General features: G+C 63.7%; 10 protein-coding genes and 1 riboswitch. Of the genes, 7 read left to right on the forward strand and 3 right to left on the reverse strand.

Features of this window, described 5'->3' with window-relative positions; genetic code table 11:
* Nucleotides 1-151 precede the first annotated feature (151 nt).
* From ACVOL0_RS02465 to ACVOL0_RS02490, 6 genes are all read left to right on the forward strand, one after another.
* A complete protein-coding gene (locus ACVOL0_RS02465; protein ID WP_481547746.1) occupies nt 152-1882 on the forward strand; it encodes an ArnT family glycosyltransferase in 1731 nt (576 codons plus the stop codon).
* Between the two features lie 219 nt (nt 1883-2101).
* Nucleotides 2102-2878, forward strand: coding sequence for a phosphatase PAP2 family protein (locus ACVOL0_RS02470; protein WP_481547747.1), 777 nt, complete (start codon nt 2102-2104; stop codon nt 2876-2878).
* Nucleotides 2875-4530: a phosphoethanolamine transferase gene (locus ACVOL0_RS02475; protein WP_481547748.1), complete on the forward strand. Its 1656-nt coding sequence runs from the start codon at nt 2875-2877 to the stop codon at nt 4528-4530. Before ACVOL0_RS02470 ends, ACVOL0_RS02475 begins: the two co-directional genes overlap by 4 nt.
* Before the next feature lie 308 nt (nt 4531-4838).
* A complete protein-coding gene (locus tag ACVOL0_RS02480; RefSeq protein ID WP_481547749.1) occupies nt 4839-5273 on the forward strand; it encodes an EamA family transporter in 435 nt (144 codons plus the stop codon).
* 69 nt (nt 5274-5342) lie between these two features.
* The gene (locus ACVOL0_RS02485; protein WP_481547750.1) at nt 5343-7346 is read left to right on the forward strand and encodes a M2 family metallopeptidase; all 2004 of its coding nucleotides are present in this window, start codon (nt 5343-5345) and stop codon (nt 7344-7346) included.
* A gap of 108 nt (nt 7347-7454) precedes the next feature.
* Entirely contained in the window at nt 7455-7868 is a 414-nt protein-coding gene (locus ACVOL0_RS02490) for a cysteine peptidase family C39 domain-containing protein (protein WP_481547751.1), read from the forward strand.
* Between the two features lie 354 nt (nt 7869-8222).
* Here the strand turns inward: ACVOL0_RS02490 and ACVOL0_RS02495 are convergent, their stop codons facing one another.
* Both ACVOL0_RS02495 and ACVOL0_RS02500 read right to left on the reverse strand, forming a co-directional pair.
* Nucleotides 8223-8639 carry a hypothetical protein gene (locus tag ACVOL0_RS02495; RefSeq protein WP_481547752.1) on the reverse strand — a complete coding sequence of 139 codons (417 nt, stop codon included), beginning with the start codon at nt 8637-8639 and terminating at the stop codon, nt 8223-8225.
* Between the two features lie 74 nt (nt 8640-8713).
* Nucleotides 8714-9934 carry a multidrug effflux MFS transporter gene (locus ACVOL0_RS02500; RefSeq protein ID WP_481547753.1) on the reverse strand — a complete coding sequence of 407 codons (1221 nt, stop codon included), beginning with the start codon at nt 9932-9934 and terminating at the stop codon, nt 8714-8716.
* A 337-nt stretch (nt 9935-10271) separates the two neighbouring features.
* Nucleotides 10272-10380: riboswitch (glycine riboswitch) on the forward strand.
* Nucleotides 10381-10492: 112 nt separating this feature from the next.
* On the opposite strand from ACVOL0_RS02500, the gene gcvP reads away from it, so the two are divergent.
* Nucleotides 10493-13357: an aminomethyl-transferring glycine dehydrogenase gene (gene gcvP / locus ACVOL0_RS02505; protein WP_481547754.1), complete on the forward strand. Its 2865-nt coding sequence runs from the start codon at nt 10493-10495 to the stop codon at nt 13355-13357.
* Nucleotides 13358-13636: 279 nt separating this feature from the next.
* Here gcvP and ACVOL0_RS02510 read toward each other — a convergent pair whose 3' ends face one another.
* Nucleotides 13637-16303, reverse strand: a complete 2667-nt coding sequence (locus ACVOL0_RS02510) for a M1 family metallopeptidase (protein ID WP_481547755.1) — start codon at nt 16301-16303, stop codon at nt 13637-13639.
* Nucleotides 16304-16348 lie beyond the last annotated feature (45 nt).

A 16348-nucleotide genomic window follows, 5' to 3' on the forward strand; every position in this document is an offset into this window, starting at 1 on the left:
GCATTACCGACGTATCCTAGCGCCGCTGCCGTCGGATTGTCGTCGGAATGCCTCCCAAACCCGCAACGCAGTGTTCGCGGCAGGGTGGTTTCGACGCGTTTCCAACGTTGCCTGCGTCATCATCCTGCCAGCCTTTGAAACCGAGCCGCCTGTGCGCCCAAATCCACCATCTTCCTCCAGCACGAAACCATGGTTTGCCATCCTCATCGCGCTGGTCATCATCAGCCTGCTGGCCGGGCTTGGCATGCGCTCCCCTGCCCCACCTGACGAGCCGCGCTTCGTGCTGGCCGCGCGGCACATGGTGGAGACCGGGCAATGGCTGCTGCCGCACCGCGGCAGCGAGTTGTATGCGGAAAAGCCGGCCACCTTCATGTGGATCCAGGCAGCCACCTACAAGATCATCGGCGATTGGAACCTCTCGTTCCTGATTCCTTCCCTGCTGTCGGCCCTGCTCACGCTGTGGCTGACCTGGGACATGAGCCGGCGGCTGTGGAACCGGCAGATCGCCCGCTATGCGGTAGTCGGCCTGTTCGTCTGCATCCAGTTCGGGCTGATGGCCAAGCGCGCGCAGATCGACATGGTGCTGGTCGGCATGACCACGCTGGCCCTGTGGGGACTGGTGCGGCACCTGCTGCTTGGCCCGAACTGGTGGGCGCTGGCCCTGGCCGCCTTTGCGGCAGGTGCCGGCACGGTGACCAAGGGCGTGGGCTTCCTGCCACTGCTGATGCTGCTGCCGTGGATGGCCTGGCGCTGGCGTCACCCGCAGGCCGCCGGGCCGGGCCGCAGCTGGGGCTGGTGGCTGTTATTGCCTGCCTTTCTGGCCGGCACCGCGATCTGGCTGGGCCCGCTGGCCATCGCGCTGTTGCAGAACCCCGATCCGCACCTGCAGTCCTATGCCAAGGAGTTGCTGTTCAAGCAGACCGGCACCCGCTACGCCAATGCCTGGCACCACCATCAGCCGTTCTGGTACTACCTGCAGGTGATGGCAACCCTGTGGCTGCCAGGCAGCCTGCTGGTGCCCTGGCTGCTACCGGCCTGGTGGCGCCGCTGCCGCCGCGCCGATCCACGCTACATCCTGCTGCTGGGCTGGGCCCTGCTGGTCTTGCTGTTCTTCAGCGCCAGCCCGGGCAAACGCGAGGTCTACATCCTGCCGATGCTGCCGGCGCTGGCCATAGCTGCCGCACCGTTGTTGCCGGGCCTGCTGCGGCGTACCGGTGTCCGCTGGCTGCTGCTGCTGTATGTGCTGCTATTGGCCGTGGCGACGCTGGTGGTCGGCTATGGCGCGGTGCACGGCGATGGCTGGGCCCAACGCAGCGCGGTCAAGCGCGCCATCGACCCATGGGTGCTGCCGCAGATCGGCTGGTGGCTGATCGGTTTTGGCGCTGCCGCGCTGCTGCTGGCACTGGTGCTGCGCTTGCGCCGCGCCGGGCTGGCGGTGGTATTGACCACGGTACTGCTATGGTCGATGTATGGGCTGGGAGCGATGCCCGCACTTGATCCGTACAGCTCCGCCTCGCTGGTGATGGACAAGGTGCGCGAGCGCATTGGCCCGGACGCGGAACTGGGCATGGTTGCCTGGCGTGAGCAGAACCTGCTGCAGACCCATCCTCAGGCGACCGATTTCGGCTTCAAACGCCCGCTCGCCGAACAATGGGAGGACGCGGCGCGCTGGGTGAGCGAGGCCCCGCAGCGACGCTGGCTGTTCGTACTGGACAAGGCGATGACGCCCTGCGCGGACAAGAGCCAGGTCATCGATATCGGCAGCGCCAACCGCAACAACTGGCAGTTGCTGCCCGGCACCGCCCTGCAGGCCGATTGCGTGGCCAAGACCCACGGCGTGGTGGTCGGCGGCGAAGGCGCCCTGGAAAGCGATGGCGATTGACCCCTGCAGCGTGCAACGCGTCCGTCAACCTTGAGCGGTTGAAACACACCTTGTGAGAGAGGCTGTGCCGGGTCCGGCACAGCCTCTCTTACGTTTGGCTGCCGTGCCCCTACCGGCAGCCAATCTGAAGCACTGACAAATTCACGACATCGTTCCGACCTGTCTCCGACACACGCCGACAGAGCATGGCGGCATCCAGATTGACGGTGCCCCAGCTCCATGCCGCAGCAACCCACTTCCGCCACGCTGATCCCGGTCGCCCAACGCAGCCGATTGAGCTTCGCCGGGCGCACCCTGCTGATCCCGCTATTGATTGTTGCCGTCGGCAGCCTGCTGTTGATGGCCGGCAACGGTGATCAATGGCTGGCCGATCAGCTGTACCGCCTGCAAGGCAACCAATGGGCATTCAAGGACGCGTGGTGGACCAGCCACCTCATCCACAAGGGCGGCCGCAATCTGACCTGGTTTGTCGCCCTGCTGGTGATCCTTGCGCTGATCCGCAGCTGCATGGACATGCGCTGGCGTCCCCTACGTCGGCCACTGGCTTACCTGCTGGCGTCGGTGGCGCTGTCCACCAGCATCATCGCCCTGCTGAAATCCTGGACCCATATGGACTGCCCCTGGGACCTGGAGCGCTACGGCGGCCTGCGTCCTTTCGTCGGCCTGTTCGAGCAGCGTCCGATCGCCCTGGGACATGCCGCCTGCTTCCCGGCCGGTCACGCCGGTTCTGGCTACGCCTGGGTCGCATTGTTCTTCTTCATGTTGCAGGTACGGCCGCAATGGCGTTGGTCTGCACTGAGCATCTCGCTGCTGGTCGGCATGGTGTTCGGCCTGGCCCAGCAACTGCGTGGCGCCCACTTTGCCTCGCATGACCTGTGGGCCCTGGGGATCAGCTGGCTGGTCGCCACGACCCTGTACCTGTGGATGTTCAATCCTGCTGCATCGGCCAACGCTGTGTCGCGCGCCGCTATTGGCAACCTCGGAGAAAAAGCATGAGCGTCGCCGCCCCCCGCCCGGCAGGACTGCATATCTATTGGTCGCGCCTGCGCGACTGGCGCCCTGAGATCAGCACTGAAGCGCTGATCCTGCTGGCCAGCGTGTTCTTCGCGCTGGTCTGCAACAACCTGTTCTGGCGCAGCGCCATTGCCACCAACCCGAGCAGCATCCTGTTCGCGGTGTCGCTGTTTGCATTGTTGGTAAGCGTGCATGCAATCCTGTTCGGCCTGCTGATCTGGCGCTGGAATGCCAAGGTGGTGCTGACACTGCTGTTCATCACCACCGCCTTCGCCACCCACTACATGAACAGCTACAACGTCTATCTGGACGCGGACATGCTGCGCAATGTGCTGGCTACCGACCACAAGGAATCCCGCGAGCTGATGACGCCGGCGCTGCTGCTGCCGCTGATCGGCTACGGCCTGTTGCCGACCTTGCTGCTGTGGCGCGTGCGCCTGCGCAAGCGCAGCTGGGGGCGCGCCCTGCTGTGGCGTGTTGCCTTCCTGGTTGGGGTCATCGTGGCCGGTGGTGCCGGCACGATGCTGTCGTTCCAGAACGTATCCGCGTTGATGCGTAATCACCGTGAGGTGCGATACCTGGCCACGCCAGCCAACTACCTGATCGCGCTGAAGCAGAACTTCGCCAGCTCCAGTCCCATGAAGAAGCAGCCCAAGCTGCCCCTGGGTACCGATGCCAAAGCCATGCCGCGTGCCGCCGGCAGCAAGCCGCGTCTGCTGGTGCTGGTGGTCGGCGAAACCGTGCGTGCGCAGAACTGGGGCTTGAATGGCTATGCCCGCCAGACCACCCCGGAGCTGGCGCAGACCGGCGTGATCAATTTCCCGGACATGCATTCCTGCGGCACCAGCACCGAGGTATCGCTGCCGTGCATGTTCTCGCCGTTTGGTCGTCACGACTACGACGAAAAGAAAATCCGTGGCCACCAATCGCTGTTGCACGTGCTCGAACATGCTGGCATTGCCACCCTGTGGCGCGATAACCAGTCCGGCTGCAAGGGTGTTTGCGACGGCCTGGAGATCCAGCGCCTGGATGATGCGACCACGCCGGGCCTGTGCGCCGACGGCCGCTGCATGGATGAGATTCTTCTGGAAAACCTCGCCGCCCAGGTACGCACCAAGCCAGGCGACCGTGTGGTTGTGCTGCACCAGCTCGGCAATCACGGCCCGAGCTACTTCCAACGCTATCCGGCCCAGTTCCGCCAGTTCGCCCCCACCTGCGACACAGCGGACCTGGGCAAGTGCAGCCGCGATGACATCGTCAACAGCTACGACAATGCGATCCGCTATACCGATCATTTCCTCACCCGCACCATCGCTTCCCTGCGCGGAATGGAAGACTACGACACAGCGATGATCTACCTGTCCGATCACGGTGAATCGCTGGGCGAGAAGGGCCTGTATCTGCACGGCGTTCCGTATGCGATTGCTCCCGAAGAGCAGACCAGGGTGCCAATGGTGATGTGGTTCTCTCCCGGATTTGCGGCGGACCGCGGCCTGGACATGAGCTGCGTACGCCGCCGCTCCGCGCAGCGCACCGACCAGGACAACCTGTTCCCCTCGGTGCTTGGCCTGATGCAGGTGCAGACTTCGGTGTATGACCGGTCTCGGGATGTGTTCGCGGGTTGTGCGGGCTGACGGATTGACGCGACTGGTTGTGGGCAGGCTCCGGATAGCGGCGATGCGGATCAGTAGTTCGAAACACGGTGGGTTGCGGAAGCTTTAACGCGAGTGGCGTTGGGCTTTGGCGTTTGGCTTGGCTTTGGCTTTGGCTCTACCGTCCCTTCTCCCGCTTGCGGGGGAAGGTGCCCGAAGGGCGGATGGGGGGAGCTGTTGCAGTTGCTTGCTTTACGTTGCTGTGATGATCCATCGGCTTCGCGGCTTCCGCCGCTCCTACACATAAGCCGCTCCCACGAATAGCGTGTTGCCTGCAACGAGGAGCTTTCATGGCCACCTTCCCGCAATGGCTTCCCTGGGCACTACTCTCCGCCGCATTCGCGGCACTGACCGCGATCTTCGCCAAGCTCGGCCTGCAGAACATCGACTCGGACATGGCGATGCTGCTGCGCACCGTCATCATCAGCGTGGTGCTGGCCATGTTCGTCGCCGCCACCGGCAAATGGAGCAACCCACTGCAGCTGCCCGGCACGACGGTCGGCTGGTTGGCGCTGTCCGCCCTGGCTACCGGCGCCTCATGGATGTGCTATTTCCGCGCTTTGCAACACGGCCCAGCCTCGCAGGTAGCCCCGGTCGACAAGCTCAGCGTGGTGCTGGTCGCCATCTTCGCCGTGGCTTTCCTGCACGAGCGCCTGGCCTGGCGCGAATGGCTGGGCGTGGCGATGATCGGCGGCGGCGTTCTGCTGATGGCGTTCAAGCGCTGAGCTTTCCCCACTTGCGGCCCGGCCGCTGCCCCACTAGCCTTCGCCGGTACTTACAAACCGGGGTTTGCTGTGAAGAATCGTCATTTGGTCCTGGCCGCCGCCGTTGGCGTGGCCGTGCTCTCGCTGGCTGCCTGTAAAAAGGATGCCGCCACCGACGCCGCCAAGCCGGCCACCACCCAGGCCGCACCGGCCGAAAGCGCCGACCAGTTCATCGCCCGCGTCAATGCCGAATACAAGGCCATGTACCCGGAAATGACCTCGGCCCAGTGGCTGTCGTCCACCTACATCAATGACGATTCTGCACGCGTGGCCGCCAAGGCCAACGAGCGCTGGCTGACCGTGCTCAATGGCTGGATCGAGCAGGCCAACAAGTACGACGGCCAGCCGATGAGCGCCGACACCAAGCGCGCCATCAGCCTGCTCAAGCTGATGACCTCCATGCCCGCCCCGCGCGACCCGCAGAAGCTGGCCGAACTGGCCGGCATCGCCACCAAGCTGGAAGGCGACTACGGCGCCGGCACCTACTGCGTCGGCGAAGGCGACAACAAGAACTGCCGCCAGCTCGGCGACCTTGAGAAGGTGCTGGCCACCTCGCGCGACTACGACAAGCAGCTCGATGCCTGGCAGGGCTGGCAGTCCACCGCCGTGCCGTCGCGCGCCAACTACCAGCGCTTCGTCGAACTGGTCAACGAAGGCGCCCGCGAACTGGGCTATACCGATGCCGGCCAGATGTGGCGCAGCGGCTACGACATGCCGGCCGACCAGGTTGGCCCGGAAACCGACCGTCTGTGGGAGCAGGTCAAGCCGCTGTACGAGCAGGTGCATTGCTATACCCGCGCCAAGCTGGACAAGGAATACGGCAAGGACAAGGCCGAAGTGGGCGGCGGCATGATTGCCGCGCACCTGACCGGCAACATGTGGCAGCAGGACTGGAGCAACCTGTGGGACATGACCGCGCCGTACCCGAACGCGGGCAGCCTGGACATCACCGCCGCTCTGGAAAAGCAGTACCAGACCAACCTCAGTGCCGCCCTCGCCAAGGCCGGTGGTGCCGACCCGGCAAGCCGCTTCAAGGCACAGCGTGAGGCCGAGCTGGTCACCGCCCGGCAGATGACCGAGCGCGCGCAGGACTTCTACGTCTCGCTGGGCATGCCCAAGCTGCCGGAGAGCTACTGGCAGAACACCCAGTTCATCAAGCCGCTGGACCGCAACGTGGTCTGCCACGCCAGCGCCTGGGACATGAACATGGGCGGCGATGGCAAGGATGTCGGTCCGGACGTGCGCACCAAGATGTGCATCACCCCGAACGAAGAAAACTTCACCACCATCTACCACGAGCTGGGCCACATCTATTACGACCTGGCCTACAACCCGTTGCCGCCGTTGTTCCAGGGCGGTGCCAACGACGGCTTCCACGAAGCCATCGGCGACACCATCGTGCTGGCAATGACGCCGAAGTACCTCAACTCGATCGGCCTGGTCGGCGCACAGCAGGAAAGCCGCGAAGCCACCATCAATGCGCAGATGCGCATGGCGATGTCGGGCGTGTCGTTCCTGCCGTTCGGCCTGATGATCGACCGCTGGCGCTGGGGCGTGTTCGACGGCTCGATCAAGCCGGACCAGTACAACCAGAAGTGGTGGGAACTGAAGGCGCAGTACCAGGGCGTGGCCCCGGCCAGCGCTCGCGGCGAAGAGTTCTTCGACGCCGGCGCCAAGTACCACGTACCGGGCAACACCCCGTACCTGCGTTACTTCCTGGCGCGCATCCTGCAGTACCAGTTCTACAAGGGCCTGTGCGACGCATCCGGCTACACCGGCCCGCTCAACGAGTGCAGCTTCTATGGCAACAAGGAAGCCGGGCAGAAGTTCTGGGCAATGCTGAGCAAGGGCTCCAGCCAGCCGTGGCAGGCCACGCTGAAGGAACTGACCGGCACCGAGAAGCTCGACGCCGGCCCGATGCTGGAATACTTCGCACCGCTGCAGGAATGGCTGAAGCAGCAGAACGAAGGCCAGATGTGTGGTTGGCAGGCAGCGGCTCCGGCCCCGGCGACACAGCCGGTAGCTGCAAAGTAAGCCTTGTTGTGCTGATCAAAAGATGGGTGCCGTTGTAGGCACCCATCTATTATTTGCTTCCTCTCTAAAGGAGAGGAAAGCTCAATAATCGGGAAATTTTTGGGAAAAATGGCGAAATATTCTCTCGTAAAACAGGAAGACACGTGGGGCTGCGGAGTTGCATGCATTGCCTCCCTGCTTGGAAAAACGTATCAAGAATCCTTGGCCATAGCCGAAGCAATCAAAGGCAAGAAAATCAACGCACGACCAAGTGGCCTTGAGCTTCGTGACCTCGTCAAGATTCTTGCATCTGCCAATATCAAAGTAGTAGCGGACTGGAACCCCAAGAAAATCCCGAACGGTACAATTGCTTTCGTAGCTGGCGGCAAAAGATACGGCAAGGACGGACACTACATCCTCAAGACGCCAAAGGGCTGGATGGACCCCTGGCACAATCTTACGAAGGACATGAAGGCGAGCTACAGGGATGACTACCCAAGAGGTAGCAAGCCGGAAGTTTTTCTCATTCCAACTCGCTCCTGACAAATACAAAAAGGCACCTGCTCGATGCAGGGGAAATCACATGAGTAACGCTCATCCCCCTGCTCCGCCCTGAAAACCACCGGCAGATGCAGCGCCACCTCGTCCACAGCGACCACCGTTCCTCCGGGTGACACGCTCCAGCCCAAGGCTGCTACGCGGGCGGAAATATCAAGATGCCCCCCCCCAAGCCACGCTCGGCGGAAGCTTTGCCGAGAAACAAGATGCAATGCGACAGACGCCATACGTGCTTCGCGGCTTACGCCACTCCCACAAAGGGCAGTAGCGCAAACTCAGAGCTTGCAGACGACAAGGGCGCCAACGGCGCCCTTGTGGGTTTCAAGTTTGTACGCAGGCTCAATGCGTACCTGCAGCCGCCTTGCCCACCGCTCCCAACTCACCGGCCAGATTGCGCTTATAGGTGTCGAAGTCGATGCCCTGCTCCGCTGCTTCCGCATGCGCGGCGTCCTTGAGCGCATCGGAATACATCAACCGCACCGGCGTGTCGTTGTTCTCATGCCATTCGGCAGCCTGCATGATCAACGCCAGCACACGGGCGGCGCTGGTGGTCTCACCGGCGATCTTGCCGTCCATGCCCAGCACCCACTCGCCATCACGGCGGACGATGCCGGCCAGCAATGCCCGGTGCTGGTCGCGCAGTTCGGCATGCGGCTCCACCTTGGCCTTTACCGGCGGATTGGCTTCGGCCTGGTTGCGCTCGCGCTCGGCCAACTTCTTCTTCGCCTCGCGGCGGCCTTTGGATTGGATCGACATCAGTTGTTCACTCTTTGAACGGCCGCCGGTGATGGCGGCGCAGCTATTGTCCCCGATGCGGGGGTGAATTCGTGTCAGGACGTAGTTTCGTCACGCTGGGCCCGCTGGCTCATGCGCTCCCATTTCCACATCGCCCAGCTACCCAGGCCGAACAGGGCCGCGCCAATAGCCAGAGTCAGGCCACTGCGGCTGAGCATCGGCGAGAGCACGCCGGCGATGATGGCGTTGGTCACCAGCGTGCTGAATGCCTGCATCGACGAGGCGGTACCGCGCTGACGCGGGTACATATCGAGGATGGCCAGGGTCAGGATCGGGAAGATCAGCGCCACGCCAAACGAAGTCAGGGTGAACGGCAGCACCGCCCACGGCACGGTCATTTCGGTGGCGAAGGCGTTGTAGCTGATGTTGTAGATGGCCGCCACCGCCATGAAGCAGTAGCCGATCCGCACCGCCCGCGCGCCATCCACGCGCCCAGCCGCACGGCCGGAGGCATAGGCGCCCAAGGCCATGCCGCCGATGGTCGGGATGAACAACCAGGCGAACTGGCGCTCGTTCATGTGCAGCAGGTCAAGCACGAAGGCAGGCGCCGAGGCGATGTACAGGAACAAGCCACCGAAGCCCAGCGAGCCGGCCAGGGCCAGGCGCAGGAAGCGCGGATTGATGCCGATGCTGATGTAGTCCTGCAGCAGACGTTTTGGATGCAGGCTCAGCCGCGCATGCGGCGGGTGGGTTTCCGGCAGCCAGATGCAGGTGATCAGCAGCAACAGCGCCGAGAACCCTACCAGGAACCAGAAGATGCCCTGCCAATGCGTCCAGCCCAGCAACCAGCCGCCGATGATCGGGGCGATGGCCGGAGCGATGGAGAAGATCATCGAGACCTGGCTCATCAGCCGCTGCGCGTCGTCACCGTCGTACAGGTCGCGGATCACCGCGCGGCCGATGATGTAACCGACGCCGGCCGACAGGCCTTGCAGGAAACGGAACAGCAGTAAGGTTCCCATGTCGGTGGACAGTGCACAGCCGACCGATGCGCCGATGAACACCACCAAGCCACCGATGATCACCACCTTGCGGCCCAGCGCATCGGACAGCGCGCCATGCACCAGGCTCATCAATGCATAGGCCAACAGGTAGACACTGATCACCTGCTGCATCGCCAGCTTGTCGGCGCCCAGATCGGCACCCATTTGCGGGAACGCGGGGAATACCGCATCGATCGCGAACGGACCGAACATCGACAACCCGGCGACCAGAATGGCGATACGACGCAGCGAAACCTGCTTGCTTGCTTCCATGGCTTTCAATAACCAGCAACGGCACCAGCGCGAACGCCGGTGCGGGGTGGGAGACCAGATGAACAGGGCCGGGCGCGATGGCGCTGGACGGCCATGATGCAGTAATTTGTCCGGACATTTACCCGCTTCAGCCAGCGGTTCCGGTATGCCCGGCCGTACGCCTGCAAGACGCTGGGTTGAAACCGGGACGTAGATGGTAATCCAAGCCGTTGCGCGGGTCTGCCCCGAGGCTTTACCGAGCTATAATCGGCCAGCTGTACGAACAAGGTGGGAGAAGCGGTTCACCCCGCTGCCGAAGGCGCAAACGCCCGTAATCGCTCAGGCCCGATACCACCCGTAGCAAAACTCTGGAGAGACCGGTTCAATCCGGCGCCGAAGGTGCACGAAGCGCACGATCCTCGTCGCGTCGCTTCCAAACTCTCAGGCAAAAGGACAGAGGGGCGCGAGGTAAGCCTTTGGCTTGCCGGCTGAGCTGCCGCGCGTGCGCGGCAACCGGACGGCGGCAAGGCGAGCCTGGCTCACCGCCCCTGCCCTGCATGCCTTCTCCGGACGTCAGCCATGACCCAGAACACTTTTTCGCTGCGCGAACTCGAACACCACTCCGCGTTTGTTGACCGCCACATCGGCCCCAACGACGCTGAAATCGCGCAGATGCTGCGCACCGTTGGTCATGATTCGCTGGAATCGCTCACCGATGCCATCGTGCCGGGTTCGATCAAGTCGCCGGCGCCGCTGGCGCTGCCCGAGTCGCTGACCGAAGTCGACGCGCTGGCCAAGATCCGCGCCATCGCTGACAAGAACAAAGTCCTGCGCAGCTTCATCGGCCAGGGCTATTACGGCACCCATACGCCGAACGTGATCCTGCGCAACATCCTCGAGAACCCGGCGTGGTACACGGCGTACACGCCGTATCAGGCAGAGATCTCGCAGGGCCGCATGGAAGCGCTGATCAACTTCCAGACCATGGTCGCCGACCTGACCGGCATGGAGATCGCCAACGCCTCGCTGCTGGACGAAGCCACCGCCGCGGCTGAAGCAATGACCCTGGCCAAGCGTTCGGCCAAGTCCAAGTCCAAGGTCTTCTTCGTGCAGGACAGCGTGCACCCGCAGACGCTGGAACTGCTGCGCACCCGCGCCGAGCCGATGGGCATCGAACTGCTTATCGGCAAGCCGGCCGAAGCACTGACCGCCGACACCTTCGGCGTGCTGCTGCAGTACCCGGACAGCCTGGGCAACATCGGCGACTACAAGGCGCTGGTCGAGGCCGTGCACGCCCGCCAGGGCCTGGTCGCCGTCGCCACCGACCTGCTGGCACTGACCCTGATCGCCGCTCCCGGCGAATGGGGCGCGGACATCGCTATCGGCAACAGCCAGCGTTTCGGCGTGCCGTTCGGTTTTGGCGGCCCGCATGCCGCCTTCATGGCCTGCCGCGATGCCTACAAGCGCTCGATGCCGGGCCGCCTGATCGGCGTCTCGGTCGATGCCGAAGGCAAGGCCGCTTACCGCCTGACCCTGCAGACCCGCGAGCAGCACATCCGCCGCGAGAAGGCCACTTCCAACATCTGTACCGCACAGGTGCTGCTGGCGGTGATGGCCTCGATGTACGCCGTCTACCACGGCCCGGAAGGCCTGCAGCGCATTGCCCGCCGCACCCATCGCCTGACTGCCATCCTCGCCGCCGCGCTGCGTGGCAAGGGCGTTGCGGTCGGCAACGACTTCTTCGACACCCTGCATATCACCGGCGTTGATTCAGCCGCGCTGAAGGCCAAGTCCGAAGCCGCGGGTATCAACCTGCGCATCATCGATACCGGCTCGGTCGGCATCAGCCTGGACGAAACCGCCACCCGCGCCGACGTCATCGCACTGGGCCAGCTGTTCGGCGCCAGCGTCGACGTGGACGCACTCGATGCCAGCACCGCCGACGCACTGCCGAAGAGCTTGCTGCGTACCAGCGACTTCCTCGCCCACCCGGTGTTCAACACGCACCACAGCGAGCATGAAATGCTGCGCTACCTGCGTTCGCTGGCCGACAAGGACCTGGCGATGGATCGCACCATGATCCCGCTGGGCAGCTGCACCATGAAGCTCAACGCCACCGCCGAGATGATCCCGGTGACCTGGCCGGAATTCGCCAACATCCATCCGCTGGCACCGGCCGATCAGGCGCAGGGCTACAAGGAACTGATCGACGGCCTGGAGGCGATGCTGGTCGAGTGCACCGGCTATGACGCCGTCAGCCTGCAGCCGAACTCCGGCGCGCAGGGCGAATACGCCGGCCTGCTGGCGATCCGCGCCTACCACCGCTCGCGCAACGAAGGCCATCGCGACATCTGCCTGATCCCGGACTCGGCGCACGGCACCAACCCGGCCTCGGCACAGATGTGCGGCATGACCGTGGTGGTGACCAAGACCGACAGCAACGGCAACGTCGATGTCGAGGACATCCGCCGCAACGCCGAGAAGTACAGCGACCGCCTGGCCGCGATCATGATGACCTACCCGTCCACGCATGGCGTGTTCGAGGAAGAAGTGGTCGAGATCTGCGAGATCATCCACAAGCACGGCGGCCAGGTGTACACCGACGGTGCCAACATGAACGCCCTGGTCGGCGTGGCCAAGCCTGGCAAGTGGGGCTCGGACGTGTCGCACCTGAACCTGCACAAGACCTTCTGCATCCCGCATGGCGGCGGCGGCCCGGGCGTTGGCCCGTGTGCGGTGAAGTCGCACCTGGCCCCGTTCCTGCCGGGCAAGCTCGGCGATAACGGCCCGGTCGGCATGGTCAGCGCCGCCAGCTTCGGCAGCGCCTCGATCCTGCCGATCAGCTGGATGTATATCACCCTGATGGGCACCGCCGGCCTGCGCAAGGCAACCCAGGTTGCATTGCTCAATGCCAACTACATCGCCAAGCGCCTGGCCCCGCACTACGCCACGCTGTACACCGGCCGCAACGGCCTGGTGGCACACGAATGCATCCTCGACGTGCGTCCGCTGGAGAAGACCTCCGGCATCGGCGCCGAGGACGTGGCCAAGCGCCTGATCGACTTCGGCTTCCACGCCCCGACCCTGAGCTTCCCGGTTGCCGGCACGCTGATGGTCGAGCCGACCGAAAGCGAATCGCAGCACGAGCTGGACCGTTTCATCGACGCGATGATCCAGATCCGCGAGGAAATCCAGGCCATCGAAGATGGCAAGCTGGACCGCGAGGACAACCCGCTCAAGCACGCCCCGCACACTGCCGGTGCAGTGTCGGCCAGCGAGTGGACGCATGCCTACCCGCGTGAGCTGGCAGCGTTCCCGCTGCCGTCGCTGAAGCTGCAGAAGTACTGGCCGCCGGTTGCCCGCGTGGACAACGTCTACGGCGACAAGAACATCATGTGCGCCTGTATTCCGGTAGATGCGTACAAGGAAGATGTCGAGGCGTGATCGGGGTTTGATTGCCTGATGCGGAACGAAAACAGCCGGCGAAAGCCGGCTGTTTTTTTGTCGATTGGGGACCTGGAGCGCCGGGGCTTTCTGGAGCGGTGCGAACAACAGGTGTGCAAGGCTTTGGCTTTGGCGTCAGCTCTCCCTTCTCCCGTTTACGGGAGAAGGTGCCCGAAGGGCGGATGAGGGGGATTTTGACTTTGCTTAGCTAGAAGCCCCCCTCTCCCCAACCCCTCTCCCGCAAGGGGAGAGGGGCTTTGAGCAAACAGCCGCAGCGCTTCAATACCCTTTCTGCTTCAACCACGCATCCACCTGCGGCTTGCGCTCCGCACGCAACCGCAGCTTGGTCTGGATACCGGCAATCACCGTCTCCGCATCACGTCGCGAGGTCGGTGCGATATGCGCTTCGGCGAATGCCTTGATCTTGTCCACCATCTGCAGGTTGTCGGCACTGCGACCCAGGCCCGGGTAGTAACGCGCACGCGAGGTGCTGTCGATCAAGGTGTCCACCTTCTCGCGATGGGCAACAGCGAAGTCAAACGCCAGATCCGCATGCTCGCGCGATACGCCACCAATCATGCCCGCACTGTTGGTCGCGCCCGGCTCGTCGGTCAGCGCCATGTCCAATGCACGCTGCGCCAACCCCTTGTCCTTGGCCACAGCCAGCAGGCCGTAATACTGGTCACGCACCATCGCCGAGGTTTCCTGCTTGGCCAGCGCGTGCAGTTTGTCCCAGGTCGCCGTATCGGCATTGCGCGCCACCACGCCCAGTACGCTGCTGCGCAGATCCGGCGACAGCGAATCCGGCTTGGCCAGGAAGGCATCAAAGCGACGCTGCGCTTCGGCGATCACCTGCGCATCGTCCAAGGCCGCCAAGGTGCCGATAAGCCCGCTACGCAGCTCCTTGGTCTGCGCCGAATCGCCATCCTTTCCGTCCCAACCCAGCGCCTGCAGCACCGGCGACAGACGCGAACGCGCATAGCTGCGGAACGCAGCCTGACGTGTGGCATCACCATCGAACATCCCGTCGATACCACTCAAGGTACCAGCAGCCATGTCCCACAGATCGGTCGGCGCATCGGCGCTGATCTTGGCCACCAGGTCCAACAGGTCGGCATCGGGCTGCAAGCCCGCTGCAGCCAATGCACTGGTGTCCATCATCACGCCCAGCTGGTCGACCACCGGCAACTTGTCGAAGCTTGTGCTCAGCGCCTTGAACTGTGCCGGCGCATACAAGGTGCGGTAATAGCCCCTCTGCCCCGCATTGACCAGCAGCGGACCAGTGCAGCCCGGCAGCTGCACGTTGGTATCGCCGTCGACCAGGGTGTGCACCACCTCACCATTGCCCACGCGCAGACTCACCGGCACGCGCCAATGCAGCGGCTGCTTGTCCTTGCGATCAATCGTGTATTCGCCCTGGCTCAGTTTCACCTGGGTGTTGCCGGCCACGCAGCTGCTGCTGGCGCGGATCAAGGGCACGCCCGGCTGCAGGGTGAAGTCATGCGCCACTTCCATGAAGCGCTTGCCCGGTGCCGCCTTGTCGATCTCGGCCCATAGGTCATCGGTGACCGCATTGCCGTAAGCATGGGCAGCGATGTAGCGGCGCACGCCATCACGCCATGCATCCGCGCCCACATAGTCCTCGAACATCGAGATCACCGCCGAGCCCTTGCCATAAGTGATGCCGTCAAAGGCCTGGCTGGCCTGCTCCACCGTCGCCACGTGCTGCACGATCGGATGGGTGGTGACGTAGGCATCGCGTCCCATCGCGCCGCGGCTGGTGTGCGCGGCATCAACGTTGTTGACGTCCCATTCCGGGTGCAGCTTGCGGGTGGTGCGCGCTTCCATCCACGAAGCGAAACCTTCGTTGAGCCACAGGTCATCCCACCACGCCATCGTCACCAGATTACCGAACCATTGGTGCGCGATCTCATGCGCGGCAATCGAGAACACCGCCTTCTTGTCCGAGACGCTGGACACGGCCGGGTCCAGCAGCAAGGCGTATTCGAAGGTGAAGATCGCACCCCAGTTCTCCATTGCACTGAAGAACTGGCTGCCGCCGGGTGCAGCGACGTTGTCGAGCTTCGGCAGCGGATACTTCACGCCGAAATAGTCGTTGTATTCACGCAACACTTCCGCGCTGCCTTCCAGCGCGAACTGCGCCTGCTCGACCTTGCCAGTCTGGGCAATCACACCGATCTCGGTGTCGCCTTCCTTGACGGTGGCGCGCTCGAATTCACCGCTGGAGAAGAACAGCAGGTAGGTCGACATCTTCGGCGTGGTCTGGAACACCACCTGCTTCAAGCCCTTGCCCAGCGACTTGCTGCTGGCCACCGGCATGTTGCTGACCGCCATCTCGGCTTCCGGCACGGTCACGCTCAAGTCGAATGTGGCCTTGAAGCCGGGCTCGTCCCAGGACGGAATGAAGCGCCGCGCATCGGAGTTCTCGAACTGGGTGAACAGCGCGCGCTTCTTGCTGCCATCGGCGACCGGGTAGTCCAGCGCGAACAAGCCATTGGCCTGGGTGTTGATGGTGCCGTTGTAATCGATGCTCAACGTGTAGCGGCCCGGCTGCAGCGGGCTAGCCACGGCAAAGCTGGCGGTCTGGTTGGCCTCGTCCGTGCTGACCGTGGCTGCCATCGGCTTGCCGCCGCCGGCAGGCTGCAGCTGGCTCTTGCCGAAGCGCATCCCTGCGGCCTGCAACACGATGCTATTGGTGGGCTGCAGCACTTCAAGATCAATGCTGACCTTGCCGTCGAAGCGCATCTGCCCGGGGTGTGGGGTGATGTCTACCCGGTAGTGATCCGGGCGCGCGGTGCGCGGCAGCTGCGTGGTGGCTTCATCCCTGGCCGCAGCACGGGCTACTGGCTCAGCCGCAAAGACAGCAGGCGTGGTGGCAACACTGGAAAGGGCAAGGCTTATCGCAACAACGAGGGAACGGCGCATCGAAGCTCCTGACGGAAGGGCATGGGCATGACGCCCACCAACGTC

The sequence above is a fragment of the Stenotrophomonas sp. STEN021 genome (assembly GCF_056760175.1).

What these genes read in the sequence shown, in the direction of transcription:
- ACVOL0_RS02470 (WP_481547747.1), top strand. Translation starts at nt 2,102, where the DNA reads ATGCCGCAGCAACCCACTTCCGCCACGCTGATCCCGGTCGCCCAACGC.
- ACVOL0_RS02475 (WP_481547748.1), top strand. Translation starts at nt 2,875, where the DNA reads ATGAGCGTCGCCGCCCCCCGCCCGGCAGGACTGCATATCTATTGGTCG.
- ACVOL0_RS02480 (WP_481547749.1), top strand. Translation starts at nt 4,839, where the DNA reads ATGGCCACCTTCCCGCAATGGCTTCCCTGGGCACTACTCTCCGCCGCA.
- ACVOL0_RS02490 (WP_481547751.1), top strand. Translation starts at nt 7,455, where the DNA reads ATGGCGAAATATTCTCTCGTAAAACAGGAAGACACGTGGGGCTGCGGA.
- ACVOL0_RS02495 (WP_481547752.1), bottom strand. Translation starts at nt 8,639, where the DNA reads ATGTCGATCCAATCCAAAGGCCGCCGCGAGGCGAAGAAGAAGTTGGCC.
- ACVOL0_RS02500 (WP_481547753.1), bottom strand. Translation starts at nt 9,934, where the DNA reads ATGGAAGCAAGCAAGCAGGTTTCGCTGCGTCGTATCGCCATTCTGGTC.
- gcvP (WP_481547754.1), top strand. Translation starts at nt 10,493, where the DNA reads ATGACCCAGAACACTTTTTCGCTGCGCGAACTCGAACACCACTCCGCG.
- ACVOL0_RS02510 (WP_481547755.1), bottom strand. Translation starts at nt 16,303, where the DNA reads ATGCGCCGTTCCCTCGTTGTTGCGATAAGCCTTGCCCTTTCCAGTGTT.